The organism is Allofournierella massiliensis (assembly GCF_964241245.1).
In the GTDB taxonomy this organism is placed as follows: Bacteria; Bacillota; Clostridia; order Oscillospirales; family Ruminococcaceae; genus Allofournierella; species Allofournierella massiliensis.
The window spans coordinates 1-25,544 of record NZ_CAXSWZ010000020.1 but is presented as its reverse complement, the minus strand read 5'-3'; the positions used below and the strand labels follow the sequence as shown (position 1 = coordinate 25,544).

General features: G+C 57.1%; 20 protein-coding genes, 2 tRNA genes and 1 other RNA gene. 5 read left to right on the top strand and 18 right to left on the bottom strand.

The window, feature by feature from the left end; all coding sequences use genetic code 11:
- Positions 1-24: 24 nt before the first annotated feature.
- Positions 25-123, bottom strand: an RNA gene (ffs, locus tag ACESYO_RS11100) — signal recognition particle sRNA small type.
- Positions 124-312: 189 nt separating this feature from the next.
- On the opposite strand from ffs, the gene ACESYO_RS11095 reads away from it, so the two are divergent.
- The 3 genes from ACESYO_RS11095 (at position 313) to ACESYO_RS11085 (ending at position 2,387) form a co-directional block, all read left to right on the top strand.
- On the top strand, positions 313-1,581 hold the full coding sequence (locus tag ACESYO_RS11095; RefSeq protein WP_276872366.1) for an amidohydrolase family protein: 1,269 nt from the start codon (positions 313-315) through the stop codon (positions 1,579-1,581).
- Between the two features lie 392 nt (positions 1,582-1,973).
- Positions 1,974-2,049 (top strand) — tRNA-Ala (locus ACESYO_RS11090).
- Positions 2,050-2,311: 262 nt separating this feature from the next.
- Positions 2,312-2,387 (top strand) — tRNA-Ala (locus ACESYO_RS11085).
- A gap of 132 nt (positions 2,388-2,519) precedes the next feature.
- Here the strand turns inward: ACESYO_RS11085 and ACESYO_RS11080 are convergent.
- The 9 genes from ACESYO_RS11080 to ACESYO_RS11040 form a co-directional block, all read right to left on the bottom strand.
- Complete coding sequence (locus ACESYO_RS11080; protein WP_082669645.1) at positions 2,520-2,903, bottom strand: PTS sugar transporter subunit IIA; 384 nt, start codon at positions 2,901-2,903, stop codon at positions 2,520-2,522.
- A 5-nt stretch (positions 2,904-2,908) separates the two neighbouring features.
- Positions 2,909-3,817, bottom strand: a complete 909-nt coding sequence (murQ, locus tag ACESYO_RS11075; protein ID WP_058965828.1) for an N-acetylmuramic acid 6-phosphate etherase — start codon at positions 3,815-3,817, stop codon at positions 2,909-2,911.
- 2 nt (positions 3,818-3,819) lie between these two features.
- Positions 3,820-4,683: a MurR/RpiR family transcriptional regulator gene (locus ACESYO_RS11070; RefSeq protein WP_058965826.1), complete on the bottom strand. Its 864-nt coding sequence runs from the start codon at positions 4,681-4,683 to the stop codon at positions 3,820-3,822.
- 41 nt (positions 4,684-4,724) lie between these two features.
- The gene (locus tag ACESYO_RS11065; protein ID WP_058965824.1) at positions 4,725-5,600 is read right to left on the bottom strand and encodes a PTS system mannose/fructose/sorbose family transporter subunit IID; all 876 of its coding nucleotides are present in this window, start codon (positions 5,598-5,600) and stop codon (positions 4,725-4,727) included.
- Entirely contained in the window at positions 5,597-6,391 is a 795-nt protein-coding gene (locus ACESYO_RS11060) for a PTS mannose/fructose/sorbose/N-acetylgalactosamine transporter subunit IIC (protein ID WP_058965822.1), read from the bottom strand. The genes ACESYO_RS11065 and ACESYO_RS11060 overlap by 4 nt, the downstream gene beginning before the upstream one ends.
- Positions 6,392-6,409: 18 nt before the next feature.
- Positions 6,410-6,898: a PTS system mannose/fructose/N-acetylgalactosamine-transporter subunit IIB gene (locus ACESYO_RS11055; RefSeq protein WP_058965820.1), complete on the bottom strand. Its 489-nt coding sequence runs from the start codon at positions 6,896-6,898 to the stop codon at positions 6,410-6,412.
- 14 nt (positions 6,899-6,912) lie between these two features.
- A complete protein-coding gene (locus tag ACESYO_RS11050; protein ID WP_058965990.1) occupies positions 6,913-7,593 on the bottom strand; it encodes a PIG-L deacetylase family protein in 681 nt (226 codons plus the stop codon).
- An 18-nt stretch (positions 7,594-7,611) separates the two neighbouring features.
- Complete coding sequence (locus tag ACESYO_RS11045) at positions 7,612-8,553, bottom strand: GNAT family N-acetyltransferase (RefSeq protein WP_058965819.1); 942 nt, start codon at positions 8,551-8,553, stop codon at positions 7,612-7,614.
- A gap of 309 nt (positions 8,554-8,862) precedes the next feature.
- Positions 8,863-9,426 (bottom strand): PduL/EutD family phosphate acyltransferase, encoded by a 564-nt coding sequence (locus ACESYO_RS11040; protein ID WP_058965817.1) that lies wholly within the window; start codon positions 9,424-9,426, stop codon positions 8,863-8,865.
- Positions 9,427-9,572: 146 nt separating this feature from the next.
- Between ACESYO_RS11040 and ACESYO_RS11035 the strand changes: the two genes are divergently transcribed.
- Entirely contained in the window at positions 9,573-10,139 is a 567-nt protein-coding gene (locus tag ACESYO_RS11035) for a uracil-DNA glycosylase (RefSeq protein ID WP_058965815.1), read from the top strand.
- Between the two features lie 645 nt (positions 10,140-10,784).
- Here ACESYO_RS11035 and tuf read toward each other — a convergent pair.
- From tuf to ACESYO_RS10995, 8 genes are all read right to left on the bottom strand, one after another.
- On the bottom strand, positions 10,785-11,987 hold the full coding sequence (gene tuf / locus ACESYO_RS11030; RefSeq protein ID WP_058965813.1) for an elongation factor Tu: 1,203 nt from the start codon (positions 11,985-11,987) through the stop codon (positions 10,785-10,787).
- A 127-nt stretch (positions 11,988-12,114) separates the two neighbouring features.
- Positions 12,115-14,235 (bottom strand): elongation factor G, encoded by a 2,121-nt coding sequence (gene fusA / locus ACESYO_RS11025; RefSeq protein ID WP_058965812.1) that lies wholly within the window; start codon positions 14,233-14,235, stop codon positions 12,115-12,117.
- 27 nt (positions 14,236-14,262) lie between these two features.
- Complete coding sequence (rpsG, locus tag ACESYO_RS11020; RefSeq protein WP_373210022.1) at positions 14,263-14,733, bottom strand: 30S ribosomal protein S7; 471 nt, start codon at positions 14,731-14,733, stop codon at positions 14,263-14,265.
- Between the two features lie 115 nt (positions 14,734-14,848).
- A complete protein-coding gene (gene rpsL, locus ACESYO_RS11015) occupies positions 14,849-15,277 on the bottom strand; it encodes a 30S ribosomal protein S12 (RefSeq protein WP_058965808.1) in 429 nt (142 codons plus the stop codon).
- A gap of 290 nt (positions 15,278-15,567) precedes the next feature.
- Positions 15,568-19,173 carry a DNA-directed RNA polymerase subunit beta' gene (gene rpoC / locus ACESYO_RS11010; protein WP_058965806.1) on the bottom strand — a complete coding sequence of 1,202 codons (3,606 nt, stop codon included), beginning with the start codon at positions 19,171-19,173 and terminating at the stop codon, positions 15,568-15,570.
- Positions 19,174-19,266: 93 nt separating this feature from the next.
- Positions 19,267-23,082, bottom strand: coding sequence for a DNA-directed RNA polymerase subunit beta (gene rpoB / locus ACESYO_RS11005; RefSeq protein WP_346672044.1), 3,816 nt, complete (start codon positions 23,080-23,082; stop codon positions 19,267-19,269).
- Between the two features lie 271 nt (positions 23,083-23,353).
- Positions 23,354-23,770, bottom strand: coding sequence for an RrF2 family transcriptional regulator (locus tag ACESYO_RS11000; RefSeq protein ID WP_058965802.1), 417 nt, complete (start codon positions 23,768-23,770; stop codon positions 23,354-23,356).
- A 183-nt stretch (positions 23,771-23,953) separates the two neighbouring features.
- Entirely contained in the window at positions 23,954-24,436 is a 483-nt protein-coding gene (locus ACESYO_RS10995; RefSeq protein WP_058965800.1) for a DUF2798 domain-containing protein, read from the bottom strand.
- Positions 24,437-24,702: 266 nt separating this feature from the next.
- On the opposite strand from ACESYO_RS10995, the gene ACESYO_RS10990 reads away from it, so the two are divergent.
- Positions 24,703-25,467: a nucleoside phosphorylase gene (locus tag ACESYO_RS10990; protein ID WP_058965798.1), complete on the top strand. Its 765-nt coding sequence runs from the start codon at positions 24,703-24,705 to the stop codon at positions 25,465-25,467.
- The last annotated feature ends 77 nt before the right edge of the window (positions 25,468-25,544 follow it).

The following is a 25,544-nucleotide window of genomic DNA, read 5'->3' as shown; positions in this document are numbered from 1 at the left end:
CCTGCCTTTGCGCTGCTTGGCATACGGATGCAGGCTGCCTGCGGCGCACAGGGCAGACCACTTAATGCTGCTCGGTTCCCCGCCTGACATGGTTCATGGGGCCCCATCGCACAGGGCCCGCATCCGTATGCCGAACAGCGCACCGTTTTGGCTCTGTCCGAACAGTGCTATTATATAATAAAACCACCACAAATGCAAGAGATTTTCTGTTGCATTTTCCCCTTGCCCTTTTGCGTGAATTCCGTTATAATATTCGGCGGCCATTTTCTATGATGCTTTTTTTCATTTATAATGTAATAAAAGGAGTACTTCATGAACCAGACCTCATTTGCCCTGAAGGGCAATATCTTCTTCACCCCTGCTCCCGGCCAGCTGGCCATCTACCCGGAAAGCTATCTGGTATGCGTGGATCAGAAGGTGGCGGGCGTATTCGCCCAGCTGCCCGAACAGTATAAGGATCTGCCGGTGGAGGACCACAGCGGCAAGCTGATTCTGCCCGGTCTGGTGGACCTGCATGTGCACGCCAGCCAGTACGCCTACCGGGGCCTGGGCATGGACATGGAGCTGCTGCAGTGGCTGGAAGCCAACGCCTTCCCCGAGGAGAGCAAGTTTGCCGATCTGGAATACGCGGAAAAGGCCTACGGCATCTTCACCCGGCAGCTGCTGCACAGCGCCACCACCCGTGCCTGCATCTTTGCCACCATTCACCGCCCCGCCACCCTGAAGCTGATGGAGCTGCTGGAAAAGGCCGGCCTGTGCTGCTATGTGGGCAAGGTAAACATGGACCGCAACAGCCCGGACATTCTGCGGGAAACCTGCGAGGAATCCCTGGCGGAAACCCGCCAGTGGCTGCTGGACAGCGCTGTTTTTACCAAGAGCAAGCCCATGCTCACTCCCCGCTTCACCCCCAGCTGCACCGACGAGCTGATGGCCGGTCTGGGCGAGCTGCAGAAGGAGTTCGGCGTGCCCATGCAGTCGCACCTGTCGGAAAACCTTTCCGAGATCAAGTGGGTGAGCGAGCTGTGCCCCGGCACCCGCTTCTACGGTGAAGCCTACGAGCAGTTCGGCCTGTTCGGCGGCGAGTGCCCCACTGTGATGGCCCACTGCGTGTGGAGCGGCGCGGAAGAGCGTGCCCGCATGAAGGAGAACGGTGTATTCATCGCCCACTGCCCCCAGTCCAACATGAACGTTTCCTCCGGTATCGCTCCCATCAAGAGCTACCTGCTGGAGGGCCAGAAGGTAGGCCTGGGCAGCGACGTGGCCGGCGGCGCACACCTGTCCATCTTCCGGGCCATGACCGACGCCATCCAGTGCTCCAAGCTGCGCTGGCGGCTGGTAGACCAGAACACCCCTGCCCTGACCATGCCGGAGGTGCTGTATCTGGCCACCAAGGGCGGCGGCGCCTTCTTCGGCAAGGTGGGCAGCTTCGAGCCCGGCTATGAGTTCGACGCCATCGTGATGGACGATTCCAACCTGCCCACTACCCGGCTGTGCAGCCTGCCCGAGCGGCTGGAGCGGATGATCTATCTGGGCGACGGCGCTCCCTGTGCCAAGTATGTGCAGGGCCAGCGGCTGTTCTGATTTTTCGATATGCAAACGCCGAGGGCGGCGCCGGAAGCAAAACCGGCGCCGCCCTCTGGCATTTTCGTTATGGAGGGTTATGTGGAAAACAGCAGCTTCCCCGCCCGCCGCAGTGCGGCATCCCCAAAGGCGGTGCGCTGTCTTTCTGAGGTTAGCATAAGCTAACTCTGTGAAACCATCATACACTTTTTCCCCGTTTTCGTCCATCAAATCCTTGCACCGGATTTTTCCATCCTTGGCCCGCTGCCTGCCTTTTCGTACCTGCTCGGAGTGCACAGAGTGCGCAGCTTTCTGCTTTCGCAAAAAATGAAAATTTTTTCAAATTAGGTATTGACGATCAATGGAAGTCCTGCTATAATAAACAAGCGGTCGCAAAACGGCCGCAAACATCTGGGGGTATAGCTCAGCTGGGAGAGCGCTTGAATGGCATTCAAGAGGTCAGCGGTTCGATCCCGCTTATCTCCACCAAAAACCTCGTTCCTTTGGGAACGGGGTTTTCTTTTTGCCTGTGTGAAAGATCGTGTTCGTGCGCTTGCGCCTCTTTTCTCTTCCAATCATCAATCCCTTCTTCGGGCCATGATCGGCGCATTCCCTGATCTTATTTCCGGGAATGCACTATGCTCCATTTCGCCTGCTCAAAATTTTATCGAATTTTTTGTATTTTTCTGTTGACACGTCATGTATTTCCTGCTATAATAATCGAGCGGTCGCAAGACGGCCACAGATATATGGGGGTATAGCTCAGCTGGGAGAGCGCTTGAATGGCATTCAAGAGGTCAGCGGTTTGATCCCGCTTATCTCCACCAAAAAACCTCGTTCCTTTGGGAACGGGGTTTTCTTTTGCTTAATTTTCTTCCGACAGAAAAGCCCCCCGGCCTGATGGTCGGGGGGCTTCGTTTTGGGCTATGATGCGTTTTTGCCCTGCTGAGGATCCGCCTTTACAGGTGAACCCACTGCACATATTCTTTGGTGGCATTCTCTGCCTGCTGGGCCAGCTGATCCAGCGGCTGATCCAGCGCGAATGCGATTTCCGCAAAGGCAGAAAGGTTCAGCCCTGCCACGGTTTCCTGAGAAGCATTTTCCACCGATAGCTTGATGCACTCGTTGAAAGGCGTGCCGCCCACCATATCGCAGCAGAACAGGATCGGTTGCCCGCCACATTGCCCGATGGCATTCTGCAACTTCTGGCGCAGTATATCGGCAGAATCCTCCGGTTCAAAGTCGATAAAATACATTCCGGGCGTTTCACCGTAAATCATGCTCAAGCTGCGCTGAACCGATGTGCCGTAAATTCCGTGCCCGACAACAATCAAATTACACATTCCTGTTATCCTTCCTCATGCTGAATACAGCGTCTTACGTAACCATGTTCCCGCTGAAGCGTCTCCTCGGCCTCTGTGCGCGGCATTCCGGTCATTCTCATCACAATTGCTGTTTTAATGGAATTTCCCGCATCCTGCAGCGCCTGCTCCGCGTCCTGCTCCTCGCAATGAGTGGTGGCCATTACGATTCGTCTGGCCCGGTTTCTCAGCTTTTCATTTGTGGCCTTCATATCCACCATATAATTTCCAAACACTTTGCCCACACCCACCATGGATGTGGTGGAGATCATGTTCAGAATCAGTTTCTGGCAGGTGCCCGCCTTCAGGCGTGTGGAGCCGGTCAGTACCTCCGGCCCCGCATCCACTTCAATGGCCACATCCGCAAACTGCGAAATGGCCGCGTTTCTGTTGCAGGCAAGGCTGATGCAGCCCGCACCCACGCTGCGTGCCTTTTTCAGTGCGCCGATGCAGTAGGGTGTGCGGCCTGATGCCGCGATGGACAACACCACATCGCTGGATTTGAGATTCACCTGCTCCAGATCCTGCGCCGCCAGCTCCTGCGAATCTTCCGCGCCCTCTCTGGCTTTTACAAAGGCGCTTTCTCCGCCTGCCATAACGGCGGTCACTTCATCGGTTGTGGAGAAGGTTGGGCTGCACTCCACGGCATCCATCACACCAAGACGTCCGCTGGTGCCCGCGCCGATATAAATCAGTCGTCCGCCCGCCTGAATGGCTGCGACCACCATCTCCACTGCCCGTTCAATGGCAGGGATGGCTTCCCGCACAGCGCGTACCGCATTCTGATCTTCGTCATTCATCAGCATAAGCAGATCCCGGACGGCCATCTGATCCATATTCGCTGATCTTGGATTGGGGGTTTCGGTACTCAGAGCTGCCAAACATTCGTCAGTCATCGCTACACATCTCCCTCCTTGCGTTCATTTTCCTTTTGCATATAGGTTTTCTGGGCCTGCAGCACATGCTCGTCAAAGTGGCGGTTGATGTAAGCGGTATACAGAATGTCCACCACATTCAGCTGCGAAATTCGGGAGGACATTGCCCCACTGCGCACAAGCACCTCCGATGCAGCCACATAAAGATTGTAGTCCGCCAAACGAACCAGGCTGGAATCCGCAAACCGTGTGATGGCAATCAGCGGCGCGCCCTTCCGTTTGGCTTCGTTTGCACATTCCAGGATCTCCTTGGTCATTCCGGAATAGCTGATGGCAATGGCCACATCCTGCTCGGTCAGATTCTTGGCATACAACAATTGCATGTGCCAGTCATCCGCCACGAGGCACGTTTTGTTCACCCGCAAAAATTTCTGGCAGGCATCCCGCGCCACCAGCAGCGAGGAGCCCAATCCAAACAGCGCAATGTTGGTGCAATCCTCCAGAAGATCCACGCACTGGCAGATGGTTGCTTCGTCCAGCAGCTTCCCTGTGGTTTCCAGCGAATCGATATTCTTGTAGGTTACCTTGGCAATGATCTGCTCCAGACTGTCGTCCCGCTGGATGTCCGCCTGGATCTGCTCCTCTTTTTTCTGTTTTGCGGAAAGATCCCGAATCAGCGCCTGCTGCATGGCCTTGTAGCCGGAAAACCCGATCTTTTTACAAAGCCTGACCACTGTGGCCGGCGAGGAAAAAGCCGCCTCAGCAAGCTGGTGGGAATTGTATTCCAGAATTTTTTCCGGAGCTTTCAGCACAAGCTGAACGATCCCCCGCTCTGCACTGCTTGCATGGGGTTCATATTCCCGGAATCGCACGATCACATTCTTCATGAAACATCACCTTGCCGTCATGTGTATCGGCATCAGCCAGATCAGGTGTATACGCCGAACAGATAGCCAATACCGGTCACGGCCAGCGCCAGAACCAGAATCACGCCCATCAGTTTCAGGGGAGACCACTTTTTCTTGGCATACAGATAATAAACCCCCAGGGTCAACAGCAGCGGCAGCAGATGGGGGAAGATGCCGTTCAGCATGTCGTCCGCATTGAAGAGCACAACGCCCTCCAATATCTCGCCGGTGCTTGCATCAAAAACATCCTTCACAATCTGAATGGGCAGAGGGAAGCTCACATAGGAAGCGGTAAGCGCGCCAGTCACAATCAGGCCAAGAATCGTCATGGCATTGGTCAGCTGATCCAGCCTGCCGCTGCTCATCATCGACTGCATGCCGGTGAGCCCGGAGCGATACCCCAGCCGGAACAGCCACCAGCTCAGCAGGAAGGTGCCGATGGGATAAACAATCATGTACAGAACTGCGCCCATCCAGGAAATCGCCTGATTCGCCTGGGAAATGGACATGCAGATGGTAAGCAGGATGGGAATGATGGTGGCAACCCACAGGGAATCACCGATGGCGGACGTGGGGCCGATCAGCGCCACCTTCACCGAATCGATCACCTCCGAGGTGCACTGCTTGTTCGCCTTGGATTCCTCCAGACCACAGACAATGCCGTTGCAGATGGAGCCCACCTGCGCCTCGGTATTGAACAGGGTGATGTTGCGCTGCAATGCTTCTGCCTTTTCTTCTTTGGTATCATACAACTCGTCGATCACCGGGGACATTGCATGCCCGAAGGCCATACCAAGCATGGATTCTGCCTGCTGGGAACAGCCGTTGAAGAAAAACCAGGTGAGAAACGATTTCTTCAGCGTTTTCGGGCTGATTTTTTTCGTGACTTCACTCATGATTTGATGCCCTCCCTATTCTCCGTGTTGGAAAACCCGTAAAAATAAAGAACTGCGATGATCACGCCGATGACTGCAACCGCCATCATGCTCAGTTCAAAGTAGGTAACCAGAATAAAACCAGCCAGGAAAATCACAATCTGATACTGCTTTTTCCACAGGAAGGAAAGGATGATTCCCATACCAAGAGCAGCCATCATACCGCCAAAAATACCCAGTGCGGTGGTAACCCAGCCCGGGATCAGCGAGGCGAAATCTGCCTGCTGGCTGGCCGCGGTCATGGAAGTAAGAACAATCAGAGCAGGTACAACCCTGCAAAGGAAACCAATGGTCTGTGCCAGTGCCACATTGGGAATCCACATTTTTCTGGTTTCGCCCTGTGCCGCATACTTCTGCGCAATGCGGTTCAACGGCAGGTTCAGTGCATAGGAAACGTTCCACATCAGCTGGCCAACCAGACCACCAATGCCCGCAAAGATAACTGCCATGCCGATCAGCTCCGTGGAATCCAGCCCCTTGCCGAACACCAGTGCACCGGCCGTTCCGATGTAGGTGGCGTAGGAAAGATCCCATGCGACCGCACCGCCGGGAGTCACGTTGCCCATATACATGATCTGCAGGGCAATACCCACAATCATGGCACTCTGCACGTCCTGCATGATCAGACCTACAATGAACGCCGCAACCAGCGGGCGCCCCAGGGTATACCAGCCGATGGTATTGCCCACAATCGAACCAATGGAACCCAGATAAATAAACAGTGCAATCAGAATAATTTGTAGCGTCGTCATGTTCTTTCCTCCTCTGGATCAAAGTGATTTGACAAAGGAATCCCATTCCGTTCTTGTGGAAGTGGGCAGCTGTTGAAACGCAATTTTAAAACCGCTGGCCGCCAGCGTATTCAGGTTCGCGACGTCCTGATCGCTCAGATAGAAAATGCCGGTTGCGCCGGTCATCTGATGGTTGGTATCCGCCCGTTTTGCAATGTTGCCCAGATAGATCTGTTCACAGCCTGCAATCTCCTGTTGAATCTCCATCAGTTTTTCCGGGAACTTGACGATGACCAGCCGGTTTCCCTGGCAGGGTGTTTGAAGCAGCTCCCGTGCCTCCTCCACCGTAACGATGTGCGTATCGTAGATTTTGGGAACGCTCATGGCCAGGATGGAGCGCAGCATCGGGTTGGAGGCGCTCACGTCATCGATTGCAATAATCTGCTTGATGCCCAACGTGGGGCACCAGGCCACAATGGTCTGGCCGTGGATCAGTCGGTCGTCCACGCGCACATAAGTCTCGCTCATTGAACCTTCCTCCTTTACCAAAGCTCATTTTCAATCAGACTTGCGTACATATAGCACACGGTTGCCCCGCTGCTTCCGGATTCGATCTGTCGGATCTGCAAATTGGTGGGATAATACTTCTGATAGGGGAAATCGTTCACTCCGCCCCGGAACACAGTGTACGTGTTCAGTGCCTTATACCACTGGGCCACCTCTTCCTCGGTAAGCACAAAGTACGCCTGGGGAATGAAGCCCACCAGATCCTCAAAGGTCTCACCGTAAACCAGTCGAATCCGGCTGTCCTTCTGCCGCAGGCGTTTGACCGCCGTGACCACGGCATCGTGGGTATTGATATGCCGCGGATGCATGGATCCCCGCCAGTGGGTGATCACAAGATCCACCTTTTCTTCCACAAAGTACTGTTCCAGCCGGTCTGCAAAATCATTCAGACTGGGCATATTACTGGATACATAACCCAACCAGATGGTATCTGCCCCCAATTCGGCAGCCGCCTTCCGGTTCTGAACCAGAAGCTCCTTCAGGTATGCGTCCTTCTCCTCCTGGGTGGCATTGGGATCTTCCAGCCGACCCTGCGTCACATGAATGCAGGTGCAGTGTGCGCCCTGCTTTGCATATTTCAGCAGCAGCGGGCCGCCCAGAAGTTCTGCGTCAAGGGAATGCGCACCAATGGACACCACACGTTTGATTTCGCTCACCACTCTTCACCGCCTTATTCACTCGATTTCTTTTTTGTAGGTAACAAATTCGCGAAATACCCGCAAGCCCTGGCGTTCATAGTATCTGCGTCCCGGGTCGTCGGTCGTGACAAAATACATGTGATAAACGCCCTTCTTACACATTTCATAGCACTGAACATCCAGCAGGATGGTGCCAAGGCCCTCGTTGCGCTGGGCAGCTGCAATTCCGATGGGGCCAAAACGCATGGGATTGCCATCAATTGCCCGCATGCAGAAGCCGCAGATCCGCCCATCCGGAGCAAGCACCAGCTGAATCAGATCCTCCGCCTGATTGTTCTGCATGGCAATCAGTGCGTTCCGTTTCCATCCACCGCCAAATTCCACCTTCAGAAATTCCAGCAGCTCCAGCGTATAGGAATAATCAAAGCCCACAAAGCGGAACCCTTTCGCCTCGGCAGATGCCTTGCGTTCCAGTATATTCTCCGGAATCTGATAGCCATGAAGATCCTTTTCCATGGAGTAGTGCTTTTCCAGCGGCTGGTAGCCGTGCTTTTCAAAGAAATGCACCGCCTGAGGATAGTTTCCGGGATCAACGCCCCAGAAAAAGTAGTTGGGCGAATATGCTCCCAGCGTAATGTTTTTACATCCCAACTCTCTGAGTGCCGTTTCGCACCGTTCCAGAAGCTGACCTCCGATGCCCTGCCGCCAGTAAGCCCGATCCACAAAGAGCACATTGATCCAGCCCCGCTCCGGTTCCAGCCCCCGCTCCAGATAAGGGAACTTCCGCTTTGTGGCAAACACAAACCCGACAACCGTTTCCCCGTCCAGGGCCACCCAGCTCAGGCTCGGATCGAAGTTCTCATCCAGAATCGCCTGCCGGCGGAATTTGCGGACGTCAATGGCGTCAAAGACACAGCTTCGATTCCAAAGATCAACTACCTGCGCCTCATCGCTCTGCGTGTAGTTGCGAATATCCATTAAAATGCTCCTTTCTGACCGTTCTCTGTTTATGGCTTTATTATACGTTTTAAAAAAACGTAGTCAAGATATTCAAAGAATCATGAAATGTTGTTTCAGAATATGGCGTAAACACACTATTTTTTTACTTTTCAGGAAACAAATCTGTGAAATCTGATCATTTCTGCTATCGTAACACTCCGATTCCTTCTGTTTTCTCTTTCCTGTGTTTCGGAGGCTCCTCTCCCTGATGTATGCTGTTTTCCAAAATAAAAATACCCCCTGTTCCAAGTGAACAGGGGGTATTTTTATTGCTGCAAATGCAATCTCTTACTTAACGATCTCGCCCTCGTTGGCGCCCAGGCAGGCATTGGACTCGTCGGTATCGATGTGCATGGCGGTGGCGAACTTCTCGCTCACACGAATCACAACGTCGTCGAATACCAGCTTACGGCCTTCCTTGCCGCAGGCTACCTTTACGATCTCCTTGTCCTGTACGCCCAGCTTCTCGGCGTCCTCAGGAGTCACATGGATGTGACGCTTGGCAACGATCACGCCTTCCTTCAGCTCAACCTCGCCGCAGGGGCCAACCAGCTTGCAGGCGCCGGAACCGGCGATGTCGCCGGACTCACGAACGGGAGCGGCAATGCCGATGGAACGGGCATCGGAAGCGGACAGCTCCACCTGATCCGCATTGCGGCAGGGGCCCAGGATGGACACATTGGCCAGCTCCTTCTTGGGGCCAACAACGGTCACGCGCTGCTCGGAAGCATACTGGCCGGGCTGGCTAAGCTCCTTCTTCACGGTCAGCTCAAAGCCTTTGCCAAACAGGGTCTCCAAGGTCTCTTTGGTCACATGTACGTGACGGGCAGAAGTCTCAACTAAGAATTTCATATGTCATTTCCTCCCTTGGGTCGGATACGTTCCGGCCGCTCATATTTATTGTATCAAGCGCCAATCAAAACTTCAAGACAAAAACCGCCCATTTGTGCTATAATATTTTTATAACAAACTGCAATCAGCAAAGCGAGGTGCCGTGGATGGATTTTGAATCCCTGAAGCAGGAATGTCTGGCCTGCCGCAAATGCGGCCTGTGTGAGACCCGCCACAACGTGGTGTTCGGCATGGGCAGCCCCACTGCCGAGGTCATGTTCATCGGTGAGGGCCCCGGCCAGAATGAGGATGAACAGGGCCTGCCCTTTGTGGGCCGCAGCGGCAAGCTGCTGGATCAGTATCTGGAAGCGGTGGATCTCTCCCGGGAGAAAAACGTCTTTATCGCCAACATCGTGAAATGTCGCCCGCCCCAGAACCGGGATCCTCTGCCGGAGGAATGGGATGCCTGCCTGCCCTGGCTGCGGGAGCAGTTCCGGCTGATCCGCCCCAAAATCGTAGTCTGCCTGGGCCGCATTGCCGCCCAGCGGCTGATCCGGCCGGACTTCTCCGTGACCAAGGAACACGGTCAGTTCATCGAAAAGAACGGTGTTCTCTTCATGGCAACCCTGCACCCTGCTGCTCTGCTGCGCAATCCCAAGCAGAAGCCTATGGCCTTTGGGGACTTCGTCGCTCTGCGGGAGATGATCGGCAAGGTGTGCGATCACACCTACTGACATTCCCCTGCCCTTCTCTGTTTCTTCCGGGGAATTTCTTCTTACGGAGCTCTTCACTCCTGCGGATATTTCCTCCACCGGAACCGGGCATCTTCCGATTCCCGGTTTGACTCCGTGAAGCAGAACAGTGTTTTCCCGCTTCACAAATCAATCTGCAAACACAGCATTCTATAGCCGCGGCTTTTAGCCGGCGTGACATAAGAAAACAACACCGGAAAAGGCCCGCTTTTGCGGGATTGCAGCGTCAAATCCCCTTGACAACCACCAAGGGTGCCGGGGCGGTGCAAGCCGCGAAGAACCCGGTAGGTTCTTCGACCGGCCAGGGCGATCTGCGAAGCAGGGCGGGCGCACGATTGACGCGCCCGCAGCCCACTGCGGGTCTTTTCCTTTCACTCCCATCAAAATCAGCTCTTTTCCGGTGCTGTGCAGTTCTGCCCCAGGATTTTGGATGCAGAAAGTGCGAAAAGGGGCAGGCAAGCCTTAGTGGCTTGCCTGCCCCTTTGAACATTTTTTGCGTCAAAATCCTAAGGCAGAACCGTCGTTTTCTTATGCCACACCGGCCTTCTGCCGCGGTTTTTTTGCGCAAAAAAGCCCCCCGCTTTGCAGCGGGGGGCTTTGAAGCTCACAAAATCAGAGAATCAAAGATTACTCGTAGATCTTGGAAACAACGCCGGAACCAACGGTGCGGCCACCCTCACGGATAGCGAAACGCAGGCCTTCGTCCATGGCGATGGGGGTGATCAGCTCAACGTCCATATCAACGTTATCGCCGGGCATGCACATCTCGGTGCCTTCGGGCAGAGTGATAACGCCGGTAACGTCGGTGGTACGGAAGTAGAACTGAGGACGGTAGTTGTTGAAGAAGGGGGTGTGACGGCCGCCTTCATCCTTCTTCAGGATGTAAACGTGGCCCTGGAACTTGGTGTGAGGATGAATGCTGCCGGGCTTAGCCAGAACCTGGCCACGCTCGATGTCGGAGCGCTGAACGCCACGCAGCAGAGCACCAACGTTGTCGCCAGCCTCGGCGAAGTCCAGCAGCTTGCGGAACATCTCCAGACCGGTAACGGTGGTCTTGCTCTTCTCGTCCTTCAGACCAACGATCTCAACTTCCTCGCCAACCTTGATCTGGCCCTGCTCAACACGACCGGTAGCCACGGTGCCGCGGCCGGTGATGGTGAACACGTCCTCAACGGGCATCAGGAAGGGCTTGTCAGCCATACGATCGGGAGTGGGGATGTAGTTGTCAACAGCGTCCATCAGGTCCAGAATGCACTTGTACTCGGGAGCGTTGATGTCGGTGCTGGTGCTCTCCAGAACGGCCAGAGCGGAACCCTTGATGATGGGGGTGTCGTCGCCGGGGAAGTCGTACTCGCTCAGCAGATCGCGGATCTCCATCTCAACCAGATCCAGCAGCTCGGGGTCGTCCACCTGGTCAACCTTGTTCATGAAAACAACGATGTAGGGAACGCCAACCTGACGGGACAGCAGGATGTGCTCGCGGGTCTGAGGCATGGGGCCATCAGCGGAAGAAACCACCAGGATAGCGCCGTCCATCTGGGCAGCACCGGTGATCATGTTCTTAACGTAGTCGGCGTGGCCCGGGCAGTCCACGTGAGCGTAGTGACGGTTGTCGGTCTCGTACTCAACGTGAGAGGTGTTGATGGTGATACCACGCTCGCGCTCCTCGGGAGCCTTATCGATGTTGGCGTAATCGGTGAACTCGGCGTCGCCCTTCATCGCCAGAACCTTGGTGATAGCGGCGGTCAGAGTGGTCTTGCCGTGGTCAACGTGACCGATGGTGCCAATGTTAATATGAGGCTTGCTGCGCTCAAACTTAGCTTTTGCCATTTTAATTGTCCTCCTTTTTTTAAACCATAGAGCCTAAGGTTATAATACTAAAACCAACGTCAAAAATCAAGAGATTTTTGATGATTTGCCGCATGGATACGCCCATGCGGCAAATCTCTGGTCTTATTTACTCCTTGTTGCGGCCAGCCATGATGCTCTCGGCAATATTCTTGGGTACCTCAGCGTAGTGGCTGGGCTCCATGGAATACTGACCGCGGCCCTGGGTCTTGGAACGCAGGTCGGTGGAGTAACCGAACATGTTGGACAGGGGAACGAAGGCGTTGATCTGCTGAGAACCAGACAGAGCCTCCATGCCCTGGATCTGACCGCGACGGGAGTTCAGATCGCCGATAACGTCGCCCATGTACTCGTCGGGAACGATAACAGCAACCTTCATGATGGGCTCCATGATAGCGGGATCCGCCTTGGCCATGGCGTCCTTGAACGCCATGGAACCGGCAATCTTAAAGGCCATCTCAGAGGAGTCGACCTCGTGGTAAGAACCGCCCTTCAGGGTGACCTTCACGTCCTCCACCGGGTAACCGGCCAGGATACCGGCCTTCATAGCGCCCTGGATACCCTGATCGATCGCGGGGATGAACTCCTTGGGAACATCACCGCCAACAACGGCGTTGATGAACTCGTAGCCCTTGCCGGCCTCGTTGGGCTCGATGTCGATGATACAATGACCATACTGACCCTTACCACCGGACTGACGGGCGTACTTGGTGTTGGAGCTGGCCGCACGGCGGATGCATTCGCGGTAAGCAACCTGGGGAGCACCCACGTTGGCTTCTACCTTGAACTCACGCAGCAGACGGTCAACAATGATTTCCAGATGCAGCTCGCCCATGCCGGCGATGATGGTCTGGCCGGTCTCCTCGTCGGTCCAGGTACGGAAGGTGGGGTCCTCTTCAGCCAGCTTGTTCAGCGCAATGCCCATCTTCTCCTGACCAGCCTTGGTCTTGGGCTCGATGGCAACGCGGATAACAGGCTCGGGGAACTCCATGCTCTCCAGGATGACGGGATGCTTGGGATCGCACAGGGTGTCACCAGTGGTGGTGTTCTTCAGGCCAACAGCGGCGGCGATATCACCGGCGTAGCAGACCTCGATGTCCTGACGATGGTTTGCGTGCATCTGCAGGATGCGGCCCATACGCTCGTTGTTCTCCTTCACGGAGTTGTAAACGGTGGTGCCGGCTTCCACCATACCGGAGTATACGCGGAAGAAGCACAGCTTACCAACGAACGGGTCGGTCGCGATCTTGAAAGCCAGAGCGGCGAAGGGAGCATTGTCGTCGGAAGGACGGCTGGTCTCCTCGCCGGTCTCGGGATCCACGCCCTTGATGTCCTCGATATCGGTGGGAGCGGGCATGTAATCCACGATGGCGTCCAGCAGCTTCTGAACGCCCTTGTTGCGGTAGGAAGTACCGCAGGTAACGGGAACCACGGTGTTGGCGATGGTTTCCTTACGCAGAGCCTTCTTGATTTCTTCCTTGGTCAGCTCTTCGCCGTCCAGGTACTTCATCATCAGCTCTTCGTCGCCTTCGGCAATAGCCTCCAGCATTTCGGCACGATACTGCTCGGCCAGCTCACGCATATCCTCGGGGATGGGCTCCACGCGGATATCCTTACCCATATCGTCGTAGTAGACGTCCGCCTGCATATCGATCAGATCGATGATGCCCTTGAACTCGTCTTCCTTGCCGATGGGCAGCTGGATGGGCACAGCATTGCACTTCAGACGCTCGCGCATCATCTTCACAACGCGGTAGAAATCGGCGCCCATGATGTCCATCTTGTTCACGTAAGCCATGCGGGGTACGTGATACTTGTCGGCCTGGCGCCAAACAGTCTCGGACTGGGGCTCAACGCCGCCCTTGGCGCACAGAACGGTAACAGAACCGTCCAGAACACGCAGAGAACGTTCTACCTCAACGGTGAAGTCCACGTGGCCGGGGGTGTCGATGATGTTGATCCGATGCCGGTTCTTCTTGGCCTTGGCGGGATCGTTCAGCAGTTCCGTGTGGCTCCAGTAGCAGGTGGTAGCAGCAGAAGTAATGGTAATACCACGCTCCTGCTCCTGCGCCATCCAGTCCATGGTAGCCGCGCCATCGTGCGTTTCACCGATCTTGTGGTTAACACCAGTGTAATACAGGATACGCTCGGTGGTGGTGGTCTTGCCGGCGTCGATGTGCGCCATAATGCCGATGTTTCTGGTCATTTCCAGAGAAACGTCTCTTGGCATATTAACCTCCTATATATACAGGGCGGATCAATAACGGTAATGGGCGAAAGCCTTGTTGGCCTCGGCCATCTTGTGAGTGTCCTCACGCTTTTTCACGGCGTTACCGGTGTTGTTCACGGCATCCATGATCTCGTTGGCCAGACGCTCACGCATGGTGCGCTCGCTGCGGGCGCGAGAGTAAGTGGTGAGCCAGCGCAGACCCAGGGTCTCACGGCGCTCGGCACGAACCTCAACAGGCACCTGGTAGGTGGAACCACCAACGCGGCGGGCCTTAACTTCCAGGCTGGGCATGATGTTCTCCAGAGCTTTTTCGAACATCTCCAGGGGATCGTTACCGGACTTCTCCTTTACGATCTCGAACGCATCGTAAACGATTTTCTGAGCGACGCCCTTCTTGCCGTTCAGCATGATGCTGTTGATCAAGCGGGTCACCATCTTGGAATTGTACAGCGGGTCAGCCAGAACGTCCCGCTTAGCAATGTTACCTCTTCTAGGCATCTTTCTTCCCTCCTTCACAGAATGATATCATCGGTACTCGAAAGCAATAAACTCCCGTTGTGCCATGCAAAGAGGCCTTATATAAAGACGCCTTTGATGGCGGGGTAAACGTTAATTACTTCTTCTTAGCACCGGCCTTGGGGCGCTTCGCGCCGTACTTGGAGCGGGCCTGGTTACGGTTGGCCACACCCTGGGTATCCAGAGTACCACGGATAATGTGGTAACGAACACCGGGCAGGTCCTTAACACGGCCGCCACGAATCAGTACTACGCTGTGCTCCTGCAGGTTGTGGCCGATGCCAGGAATGTAAGAGGTTACCTCAATACCATTCGTGAGCTTTACACGGGCTACCTTACGCAGAGCAGAGTTGGGCTTCTTGGGGGTCATGGTACGAACAGCGGTGCATACACCACGCTTCTGGGGGCTGTTAGCGTCGCTGTAAGACTTGTCCAGAGAGTTGTAGCTCTTCTGCAGAGCAGGAGCGGTAGACTTGCGGACAGACACCTCACGGCCTTTGCGTACAAGCTGGTTAAAAGTAGGCATTTTGTTCTCCTTTCTTCAAATTATTTATGTTAAAGCGGCAAGCCGCCATAACATCAAACAGGCATAGTTGCGCCATGACCGGCGCAACAGTTTTTATTTTACACACTAGCTTTGTGTATGTCAACAGTATTTTCGAAAAAAACTTGGTTGATTCACTGAAATTTTATTTTCTGCGCCTGTAAAGGGCTTTTCCCTGCCCCCGCCGCTGCAAAACAGCCGTTTTCGCAAAAGAAGTGCCGCCCCCAAAAGGGCGGCACTTCGCAAAAACGATTCAGAGCACCGGGCGAAAATTACTCGGCAGCGGTCTCAGCAACCGGCTCCAGTACTTCCTCGGCAGGATCCGCGATCTCTTCGGGAACGATGCCGTTCTCCTCCTGCTCGCGGCGGATCAGCTCGGCTTCCACCTCGTCCAGACCGGTACCGGCCGGGATCAGCTTACCGATGATTACGTTCTCCTTCAGGCCCATCAGCGGGTCAACCTTGCCCTTGATGGCGGCTTCGGTCAGCACGCGGGTGGTCTCCTGGAAGGAAGCGGCAGACAGGAAGCTGTCGGTGGACAGAGACGCCTTGGTGATACCCAGCAGCACGTCGGTGTACTGAGCCAGCTTCAGGCCCTCCTCGCCGGCGGCGATGCGCTCCATCAGAGCGGCGTTCTGCTGCTCCACTTCCATCTTGTCGGCCAGAGCGCCGCCAATCAGGGTGGTGGAGCCCGCGTCGTCCACGCGAACCTTGCGCATCATCTGACGTACGATAACCTCGATGTGCTTGTCGTTGATTTCTACACCCTGCAGGCGGTATACCTTCTGAACCTCCTGAATCAGGTAGTTCTGAACGGCGATACGGCCCTTGATGGCCAGGATGTCGTGGGGGTAGGCATGACCCTCGGTGATCATGTCGCCCTTCTCCAGCTGCTGACCCTCGGTGACGCGGATGCGCTGACCGAAGGGAATCAGGTAGCTCTTCTCGGCGGGAGCACCGTTCTCGTCCACACCGGAAACCACCACATGGCGGTTCTTCTTGCTGTCGTCGATGTGAGCGGTACCGGCAATCTCGGTCATGATGGCCAGAGCCTTGGGCCGGCGGCTCTCGAACAGCTCCTCAACGCGGGGCAGACCCTGGGTAATGTCCTCAGCAGATGCGATACCGCCGGTATGGAAGGTACGCATGGTCAGCTGGGTACCGGGCTCACCGATGGACTGAGCAGCGATGATACCAACGGACTCACCCACGCGAACGGGATCGCCGTTGGCCAGGTTGGAGCCGTAGCAGTGAGCACATACGCCCACCTTGGCGCGGCAGTTCAGCACGCTGCGGATCTGCAGCTCGGTGATGCCGGCGGCCTCGATCTTCTCGGCGTCGAACAGGTCCATCATCTTGCCTTCGGGCACGATGACCTCGCCGGTGGCGGGGTTGCACACATCGCCCACGGCGTAACGGCCGATCAGACGCTCGCGGAAGGTCTCGATCTCTTCCTTGCCCTCGCGGATATCGGATACCCAGATACCCTCGGTGGCGCCGCAGTCCTCCTCACGGACGATCACGTCCTGAGAAACGTCAACCAGACGGCGGGTCAGGTAACCGGAGTCGGCGGTACGCAGAGCGGTATCCGCCATGCCCTTACGGGCACCACGGCAGGAAACGAAGTACTCCAAGATGTTCAGGCCTTCACGGTAGTTGGCGCGAATGGGCATCTCGATGGTCTTACCGGCGGTGTTGGCCAGCAGACCGCGCATGCCGGCCAGCTGCTTGATCTGGTTCATGGAACCACGGGCACCGGAGTCCGCCATCATGAAGATGGGGTTGCGGTCTTCCAGGTTGTCGGCCAGAGCCTTGGAAACCTTGTCGGTGGTCTCCTGCCAGATCTGGATCACGCCGTTGTAGCGTTCCTCGTTGGAGATCAGGCCTCGGTTGAACTGCTTGATCACCTTGGAAACCCGCTCGTCGGCCTCAGCCAGCAGCTCGGGCTTCTGGGGCGGGATCACGGCGTCGCACACGGCAACGGTGATGCCGCTGATGGTGGAATATTTGTAGCCCTGGGCCTTGATGCGGTCCAGCATCTCGCTGGTGGCCTTGGTGCCATGCACCGCCAGGCAGCGGCTGATGATGTCGGGCAGGTTCTTCTTGGTGACCTGGAAGTCGACCTCGTAGCCGAACATGGCCTCGGGATCGTTGCGGTCCACATAGCCCAGATCCTGCGGGATGGGCTGGTTGAAGATGATGCGGCCCACGGTGGTGTCCACCAGCTTGCTCTTCAGCTCGCCGTTCACTTCCAGAGTGCGGCGAACCTTGATGCGGGCCTGCAGGGTGATGACCTTGTCGCTGTAAGCCATGATGGCCTCTTCCTCATCACGGAAGACCTTGCCCTCGCCCTTGTCACCATCGTTGACCATGGTCAGGTAGTAGGAGCCCAGAATCATATCCTGGGTGGGCACGGCAACGGGAGCACCATCAGAAGGCTTCAGCAGGTTGCCGGAAGCCAGCATCAGCATGCGGGCCTCGCGCTGGGCCTCCACGCTCAGGGGCAGGTGCACGGCCATCTGGTCGCCGTCGAAGTCGGCGTTGAAGGCGGTACATACCAGAGGATGCAGCTTGATGGCGTGGCCTTCCACCAGCACGGGCTCGAAAGCCTGAATGCCCAGACGGTGCAGGGTAGGCGCACGGTTCAGCATGACGGGGTGACCCTTGATCACGGTCTCCAGGCTGTCCCACACTTCGGTGCGGGCGCGCTCCACCATCTTGCGGGCGCTCTTGATGTTGTTGGCCAGGCCCTTTTCCACCAGATCCTTCATCACGAAGGGCTTGAACAGCTCCAGAGCCATCTCCTTGGGCAGACCGCACTGGTACATCTTCAGCTCGGGGCCTACAACGATAACAGAACGGCCGGAGTAGTCAACACGCTTACCCAGCAGGTTCTGACGGAAGCGGCCCTGCTTACCCTTCAGCATGTCGGACAGGCTCTTCAGGGGGCGGTTGTTGGGGCCGGTGACGGGACGGCCGCGGCGGCCGTTGTCGATCAGGGCGTCCACAGCCTCCTGCAGCATGCGCTTCTCGTTGCGCACGATGATGTCGGGAGCGCCCAGCTCCAGCAGGCGCTTCAGACGGTTGTTACGGTTGATGACCCGGCGATACAGGTCGTTCAGGTCGCTGGTGGCGAAACGGCCGCCGTCCAGCTGAACCATGGGACGGATATCCGGCGGAATCACGGGCACAACGTCCATGATCATCCACTCGGGGCGGTTGCCGGACAGGCGGAATGCCTCCACAACCTCCAGGCGCTTCAGGATACGAACGCGCTTCTGGCCGCCGGCATCCTCCAGCTCGTTGCGCAGCTGGGTGCGCAGCTCTTCCAGATCGATCTCTGCCAGCAGCTCCTTGATGGCCTCGGCGCCCATGGCAGCCTTGAACTCATCCTCGTAGCGCTCGCGCATCTCGTGGTATTCCTTTTCGCTGAGCAGCTGCTTCTTCTCCAGCGGGGTGTAGCCGGGATCGGTTACGATGTAGCTGGCGAAATACAGCACCTTCTCCAGCTGACGGGGGCTGATGTCCAGCATCAGGCCGATGCGGCTGGGGATACCCTTGAAGTACCAGATATGGGAAACGGGCGCGGCCAGCTCGATGTGGCCCATGCGCTCACGGCGCACCTTGGACTTGGTGACCTCAACGCCGCAGCGGTCGCAGATCTTGCCCTTGTAGCGGATGCGCTTATACTTACCGCAGTGGCATTCCCAGTCCTTGGTGGGTCCGAAAATGCGCTCGCAGAACAGGCCGTCCCGCTCGGGCTTCAGGGTGCGGTAGTTGATCGTTTCCGGCTTTTTGACCTCGCCGTAGCTCCAGGCACGGATCTGTTCGGGAGAAGCAAGGCCGATCTTGATCGAATCGAAATCGTTATATTCCATTAAACGAACCCTTCCTTTTCTAATGTTTCGATGAATGAGGGCTTGGGGGCGCGGCGCGCTGTTTCAACGCGCCGCACACCACTCTCGGCTTGATCAGAATTCGTCATCCATACCCAGGCCGTCGTCGGCAAACAGGCTGTCGTCCGGCTCAAAAATCTCCTCCGGCTCATCGAAACCGGCGTCTGCATCGGGATCAGCGTCCTCAATGCTGTAATCGTTGCTCAGTTCGTTCTCCACCAGAACGTCCTCGCCCATGGGCAGGTCGCGGGTGTCGAAGCCAGTCTCCTCGTCGTCGAAGTTCTGCTTCAGATCCACCTCGTCGCCGTTGGAATCCTGCACGCGCACATCCAGACCCAGGCTCTGCAGTTCCTTGATCAGAACGCGGAAGCTCTCGGGGATGCCGGGCTTGGGAACGGGCTGGCCCTTCACGATGGCCTCGTAGGTCTTTACACGGCCGACCACGTCGTCGGACTTCACGGTCAGGATCTCCTGCAGGGTGTAGGCTGCACCGTAAGCCTCCAGGGCCCAAACCTCCATTTCGCCGAAGCGCTGGCCGCCGAACTGGGCCTTACCACCCAGAGGCTGCTGGGTAACCAGGCTGTAGGGGCCGGTGGAACGGGCGTGGATCTTATCGTCTACCAGGTGATGCAGCTTCAGGTAGTACATGTAACCAACGGTGACGCGGTTGTCGAACTTCTCACCGGTGCGGCCGTCGTAAACGGTGCTCTTGCCGTCCTCGTCCAGCTCGATCTTGGAGAAGTCGATCACATGGCCGATCTCCGGGCGCATGATCTTGTCCAGCTTGGTGGGATATTCGGGAGCGTTCTCGCCGTGGTTGGTCTCATAGGCCAGATGGTAGCACTCGCGGATGTCCTGCTCGTGGGCGCCGTCGAATACGGGGGTCATGATCTTCCAGCCCAGCGCCTTGGCGGCGTAGCCCAGATGAACCTCCAGCACCTGACCGATGTTCATACGGGAGGGAACGCCCAGGGGGTTCAGCACGATGTCCAGCGGAGTACCGTCGGCCAGGAAGGGCATATCCTCCTGGGGCAGAATGCGGGATACAACACCCTTGTTACCGTGACGACCGGCCATCTTGTCGCCCACGCTGATCTTACGCTTCTGGGCGATGTAGCAGCGCACAACCTGGCGTACACCGGGCTGCAGCTCGTCGCAGTTGTCGGGAGTGAATACCTTCACGTCCACGATGATGCCGTACTGGCCATGGGGAACGCGCAGGGAGGTGTCGCGCACCTCGCGGGCCTTCTCGCCGAAGATGGCGCGCAGCAGGCGCTCCTCGGCGGTCAGCTCGGTCTCGCCCTTCGGGGTGACCTTACCAACCAGGATGTCGCCGGCCTTGACCTCGGCGCCGATGCGGATGATGCCGCGCTCGTCCAGATCCTTCAGGGCATCCTCGCCCACGTTGGGGATGTCGCGGGTGATCTCCTCGGGTCCCAGCTTGGTCTCGCGGGCCTCGGTCTCGTACTCCTCGATGTGGATGGAGGTGTAAACGTCCTCACGGACGATCTTCTCGTTGATCAGAACGGCGTCCTCGTAGTTGTAGCCCTCCCAGGTCATGAAGCCGATCAGGGCGTTCTTACCCAGGCTGATCTCGCCGTTCTTGGTGGCGGGGCCGTCGGCGATGACCTGACCGGCCTTCACCTCTTCGCCCTTGTCCACGATGGGGCGCTGGTTCACGCAGGTGCCCTGGTTGGAGCGCATGAACTTGATGAGCTCGTACTCGTCGGTGGTGGTCTTGCTGGTGCGGATCACGATCTTGTCCGCATCCACATGTTCCACAACACCGTCGTTCTTGGCCAGAACACAAACGCCGGAGTCACAGGCAGCCTTGTACTCCATGCCGGTGGCCACGATGGGCTGCTGGGTAACCAGCAGAGGCACGGCCTGACGCTGCATGTTCGCACCCATCAGAGCACGGTTGGCGTCGTCGTTTTCCAGGAAGGGGATCATGGCGGTAGCCACGGACACAACCATCTTGGGGCTTACGTCCATGTAGTCCACGCGCTCGCGCTCGATTTCCAGAATCTCGTCACGGCGGCGGGCATTGACGCGGGCCTTGGTGAAGTGGCCTTCCTCGTCCAGAGGCTCGTTGGCCTGCGCTACAACGTACTCGTCCTCCACATCGGCGGTCATGTAGACCACCTCGTCGGTGACCACGCCGCGCTCCTTGTCCACCTTGCGGTAGGGAGCCTCGATAAAGCCGTACTCGTTGATGCGGGCGAAGCTGGCCAGATAGGAAATCAGACCGATGTTGGGACCTTCAGGGGTCTCAATGGGGCACATGCGGCCGTAATGGCTGTAGTGTACGTCACGCACCTCGAAACCGGCGCGGTCACGGCTCAGACCGCCGGGGCCCAGAGCGGACAGACGGCGCTTGTGGGTCAGCTCGGCCAGAGGGTTGTTCTGGTCCATGAACTGAGACAGCGGGCTGGAACCGAAGAATTCCTTGATGGCGGCAACCACAGGCCGGATGTTGATCAGGCTCTGGGGGGTGGCCTCGTTCATGTCCTGCGCCTGCAGGGTCATGCGCTCGCGGATCACACGCTCCATACGGGAGAAGCCGATGCGGAACTGGTTCTGCAGCAGCTCGCCCACGCTGCGGATACGACGGTTGCCCAGGTGGTCGATGTCGTCGGTAACGCCAATGCCGTGGTCCAGACCGTTCAGGTAGTTGATGGAGGAGAAGATGTCGTCCAGGGTGACGGTCTTGCTGATGAGGCGGTCGTGGTTCTTGACCAGCAGCTCCTTCTGCTCGGCCTCGTCGCTGGTGGCATCCAGAATGGCCTTCACCTCAGCAAAGGTCACGCGCTCGTTGATGCCGCACTCCAGCACGTCGAAATTGAAGAAGTTCTGGGCATCCACGGTGCCGTTGGTGATCACCTTGCGCTCCCGGTCGTCGGCCATGATGAAGGCCACGGATACACCGGCGGCCTCGGCGGCCTCGGCGGCCTCACGGCTGATCTTCTCGCCGGCGGCAATCAGCAGCTCGCCGGTGAGGGGGGCAATGATGTCGCGGGCGGCCACAAAGCCGGTGATGCGGCGGGCCAGAGCCAGCTTCTTGTTCATCTTGTACCGGCCGAACCGGGACATGTCGTACCGGCGGGGGTCGAAGAACAGGTTATTCAGGTGGGTCTGGGCGCTCTCCACCGTCGGGGGCTCGCCGGGACGCAGCTTGCGGTAGGTCTCCAGCAGACCCTCTTCCTCGTTGTGGGTGGTATCCTTGTCCAGAGTGGCCAGGATGCGCTCGTCCTCACCGAAGAACTCCCGGATCTGGGCGTCGCTGCCCATGCCCAGAGCACGCAGCAGCACGGTAACGGGCAGCTTGCGGTTCTTATCGATGCGCACATAGAACACATCGTTGGAGTCGGTCTCATACTCCAGCCAGGCGCCGCGGTTGGGGTTCATGGTGGCGGTGTACAGCTTCTTGCCGGTCTTGTCGTAGCTGGCGCCGAAGTAAACGCCGGGGCTGCGAACCAGCTGGCTGACGATGACACGCTCCGCACCGTTGTTGATGAAGGTACCCGCGTCGGTCATGAGCGGGAAATCGCCCATGAAGATCTCCTGCTCCTTTACCTCGCCGGTCTCCTTGTTCAGCAGCCGGGCGGTAACGCGCAGGGGCGCCGCGTAGGTAGTGTCGCGTTCCTTGCACTCTTTGATGGTGTATTTGGGCTCTCCCAGATGGTAATCCACGAATTCCAGAGCCAGATTGCCGGTGAAGTCCTCAATGGTGGCAATGTCGCGGAAAACCTCTTTCAGACCCTCGTCCAAAAACCAGCGGTACGAGTTCTTCTGCACCTCGATGAGGTTGGGCATGGTGATAACCTCATCGATGCGGGAAAAGCTCATGCGTTCGGTTTTGCCAAGGGTTGTGGGCTTGACCTTCATCATAAAAAGCTTCCACTCCTATCCTGTTTCTACTTACATGATTGAGCACGCCCCGCCGGGGCAGTGATACGGCCCGCAGAGTTTTGTGTATTTTTCACAAACTTTTGCGAGCTTTTTGTACATGCTGCCTTTTTTAGGGCGTGTTGATCCAATTATGGTATACCATAACAGTATAATGGCCAAAAAGCCCGGTGTCAAGCCATTTTTTCGCTTTTTTTAAAAACACCGGCCCGGGCATGATACGCTCGGGCCGGTGTTATCTTTTTGATGATTCTCAGCGGCATTGGTTCTCGCTTGCCACGATCTGGGCGAAATCCACCGCCCCCAGCTCCCGGTTCACCTGCTCGCTGATGCGCCGGAACACCTGCTGAAAGGCACAGATACCGGAGGCGCCCCGGTTGCACTCGCCGCACTCCTCCAGGCAGCGGGAAAGCTGATAGGGCCCCTCCACCGCACGGATCACATCCAGCATGGTGATTTCCGCCGCAGGCCGGGCCAGCTCGTAGCCTCCCCGGTTGCCCTTGAAGCTGGCCACCAGACCACTGGCCACCAGCTTACCCAGAATCTTCAGCGAAAAGCGCAGCGAAACGCTCATCTCCTGGCTGATGGAGCGGGCGTCCATCCTCTTTTGGTTTTTGGCCAGGCAGTAAATGATACGGATGGCGTAATCCGATTCCTGCGTGATGTGCATAAACGCCTTCTCCTTTCCCGCGGGCGGCAAAACCGGGCCCGCCGTGCAGGGCCGCGCCCCGCAATAACTATACTTTAATGATATAGTTAAATATATCAGGTTTGAGTGGAATTGTCAAACCCGCCCTGTATACAGAAAGCGGGCGGCTCCCTGCAAAGGAACCGCCCGCCTGAATTCATTGTCTTATGCGTTGACCGCAGCCTTTTCGCCCCGGCGGAACAGCACCCGGAACACCAGGCGTACCAGCGGGCCGGCAAGGAACACCTGCCAGCACAGGGCCATAGGGAAATTCATCACCGCGGTCTGCAGCCAGACGGCCACAATCTGGCTGCCGGGATTCTTGAACAGGATGGTGGCCACCAGACTCATCATGGGGCACATCAGGCAGACGATCATGCAGGAGATGGCCAGAATCACAAAGACCGGCTTATCCAAACCGGGGGTGACCAGACGGAAGGCCATCTTCTGGGACAGGCGCTCCACCACAAAGAACTCCAGAATGAAGGCCACCGGCCACATAATGACCATCTCGCCAAAGGCCATGACAAAGACCTGATTGCTCATGCCGCCCACATTCAAAGCAATGTTGTAGCAGATCATGGCATAGACCATCACAAAGGCCATCATCAGGGTAAAAATAACATTTTCCAGTTTGGTTTTCGGCATAACGAATACTCCTCCACATTGTTTTTTCGGATGTTTGTGTGTCCGCAACGCTGTGTTGTTCGTTAGCCGTGCAGGCCGCGAAAGCGGGGCTGCTCCGGTGTCGTTTCCAATAAAACCAAACGTTCTGCGCGCCGCCCGTTTTTGGGCAGCGTCGACTATGGTACCACATTTTCGCCCTCGCTGCAAGTCTTTTTTTGCTGGACAGCACCGTTTCTGCTCTCTATAATATGGAAATAATACAGGAAATCGAAACGGAGGCCGCGCAAATGAACCATTCCCCTTTTCCCATTCTGGAATTTGACCCGGACCGCCGGGCCAAACTCTGCCCGGAGCAGCCCGACGCTCCCCTGCTGCCGGAAAAATGCGTGATCACCTTCTTCCGGGAAGCACTGGAGGAGCTGGTGCGGGAACAGAACCTTTCCCCCATCGCCCATCTTCATTCCGAAATTGTGGATCTGCCCATCTACCGGCTGGAGCGGCGTGGCGAGCCGGTATGCGTCGCTCTTCCCTTTGCCACCTCGCCGGGTGCGGTCTGCACACTGGAAGAGCTGCATGCACTGGGTGCAGAGAAATTCGTGGTCTGCGGCGGCGCCGGCTGCCTGACCCCCGGCCTTGAGCTGGGGCGGATCATCCTTCCGGTGAGCGCCGTGCGGGACGAGGGCGCCTCCTACCACTATCTGGAGCCCGGCCGGGAAGCCGCCTGCCCCGCCGAGGGCCTTGCCGCCGCCCGCCGGGGACTGGCGGCGCTGGGGGTTCCGGTGCTGGAGGGCAAGACCTGGACCACCGACGCCCTGTACCGGGAAACCGAGGGCAAAATTGCCCGCCGGGCCGCCGAGGGCTGCCTGACAGTGGAGATGGAATGCGCGGGCTTTTTCGCCGCGGCCCAGTTCCACGGTCTGCCGCTGGCCCAGCTGCTCTACGCGGGCGACGATCTGAGCACCGACACCTGGGACAGCCGCGGCTGGGATCGGCAGCACACCGTGCGCCGCAACCTGCTGGAAACCGCACTGGATCTGGTCACTTATTTTTAAACAGTCAAAACCACCGGCTGAGCCGGTGGCTTGAGTAAGCCCTAGAAGGGCATAATACTAGCAAAGCCCCTTAAGGG

Excerpts from the sequence above, each read along its gene's own strand:
- ACESYO_RS11080 (WP_082669645.1), bottom strand. The coding sequence starts at position 2,903 with ATGTGTAATTTGATTGTTGTCGGGCACGGAATTTACGGCACATCGGTT.
- rpoB (WP_346672044.1), bottom strand. The coding sequence starts at position 23,082 with ATGATGAAGGTCAAGCCCACAACCCTTGGCAAAACCGAACGCATGAGC.
- ACESYO_RS11095 (WP_276872366.1), top strand. The coding sequence starts at position 313 with ATGAACCAGACCTCATTTGCCCTGAAGGGCAATATCTTCTTCACCCCT.
- ACESYO_RS11040 (WP_058965817.1), bottom strand. The coding sequence starts at position 9,426 with ATGAAATTCTTAGTTGAGACTTCTGCCCGTCACGTACATGTGACCAAA.
- fusA (WP_058965812.1), bottom strand. The coding sequence starts at position 14,235 with ATGCCAAGAGACGTTTCTCTGGAAATGACCAGAAACATCGGCATTATG.
- ACESYO_RS11060 (WP_058965822.1), bottom strand. The coding sequence starts at position 6,391 with ATGACGACGCTACAAATTATTCTGATTGCACTGTTTATTTATCTGGGT.
- ACESYO_RS11070 (WP_058965826.1), bottom strand. The coding sequence starts at position 4,683 with ATGAAGAATGTGATCGTGCGATTCCGGGAATATGAACCCCATGCAAGC.
- ACESYO_RS11035 (WP_058965815.1), top strand. The coding sequence starts at position 9,573 with ATGGATTTTGAATCCCTGAAGCAGGAATGTCTGGCCTGCCGCAAATGC.
- ACESYO_RS11065 (WP_058965824.1), bottom strand. The coding sequence starts at position 5,600 with ATGAGTGAAGTCACGAAAAAAATCAGCCCGAAAACGCTGAAGAAATCG.
- ACESYO_RS10990 (WP_058965798.1), top strand. The coding sequence starts at position 24,703 with ATGAACCATTCCCCTTTTCCCATTCTGGAATTTGACCCGGACCGCCGG.
- rpoC (WP_058965806.1), bottom strand. The coding sequence starts at position 19,173 with ATGGAATATAACGATTTCGATTCGATCAAGATCGGCCTTGCTTCTCCC.
- ACESYO_RS11045 (WP_058965819.1), bottom strand. The coding sequence starts at position 8,553 with ATGGATATTCGCAACTACACGCAGAGCGATGAGGCGCAGGTAGTTGAT.
- ACESYO_RS11055 (WP_058965820.1), bottom strand. The coding sequence starts at position 6,898 with ATGAGCGAGACTTATGTGCGCGTGGACGACCGACTGATCCACGGCCAG.
- rpsG (WP_373210022.1), bottom strand. The coding sequence starts at position 14,733 with ATGCCTAGAAGAGGTAACATTGCTAAGCGGGACGTTCTGGCTGACCCG.
- ACESYO_RS11000 (WP_058965802.1), bottom strand. The coding sequence starts at position 23,770 with ATGCACATCACGCAGGAATCGGATTACGCCATCCGTATCATTTACTGC.
- rpsL (WP_058965808.1), bottom strand. The coding sequence starts at position 15,277 with ATGCCTACTTTTAACCAGCTTGTACGCAAAGGCCGTGAGGTGTCTGTC.
- tuf (WP_058965813.1), bottom strand. The coding sequence starts at position 11,987 with ATGGCAAAAGCTAAGTTTGAGCGCAGCAAGCCTCATATTAACATTGGC.
- murQ (WP_058965828.1), bottom strand. The coding sequence starts at position 3,817 with ATGACTGACGAATGTTTGGCAGCTCTGAGTACCGAAACCCCCAATCCA.
- ACESYO_RS10995 (WP_058965800.1), bottom strand. The coding sequence starts at position 24,436 with ATGCCGAAAACCAAACTGGAAAATGTTATTTTTACCCTGATGATGGCC.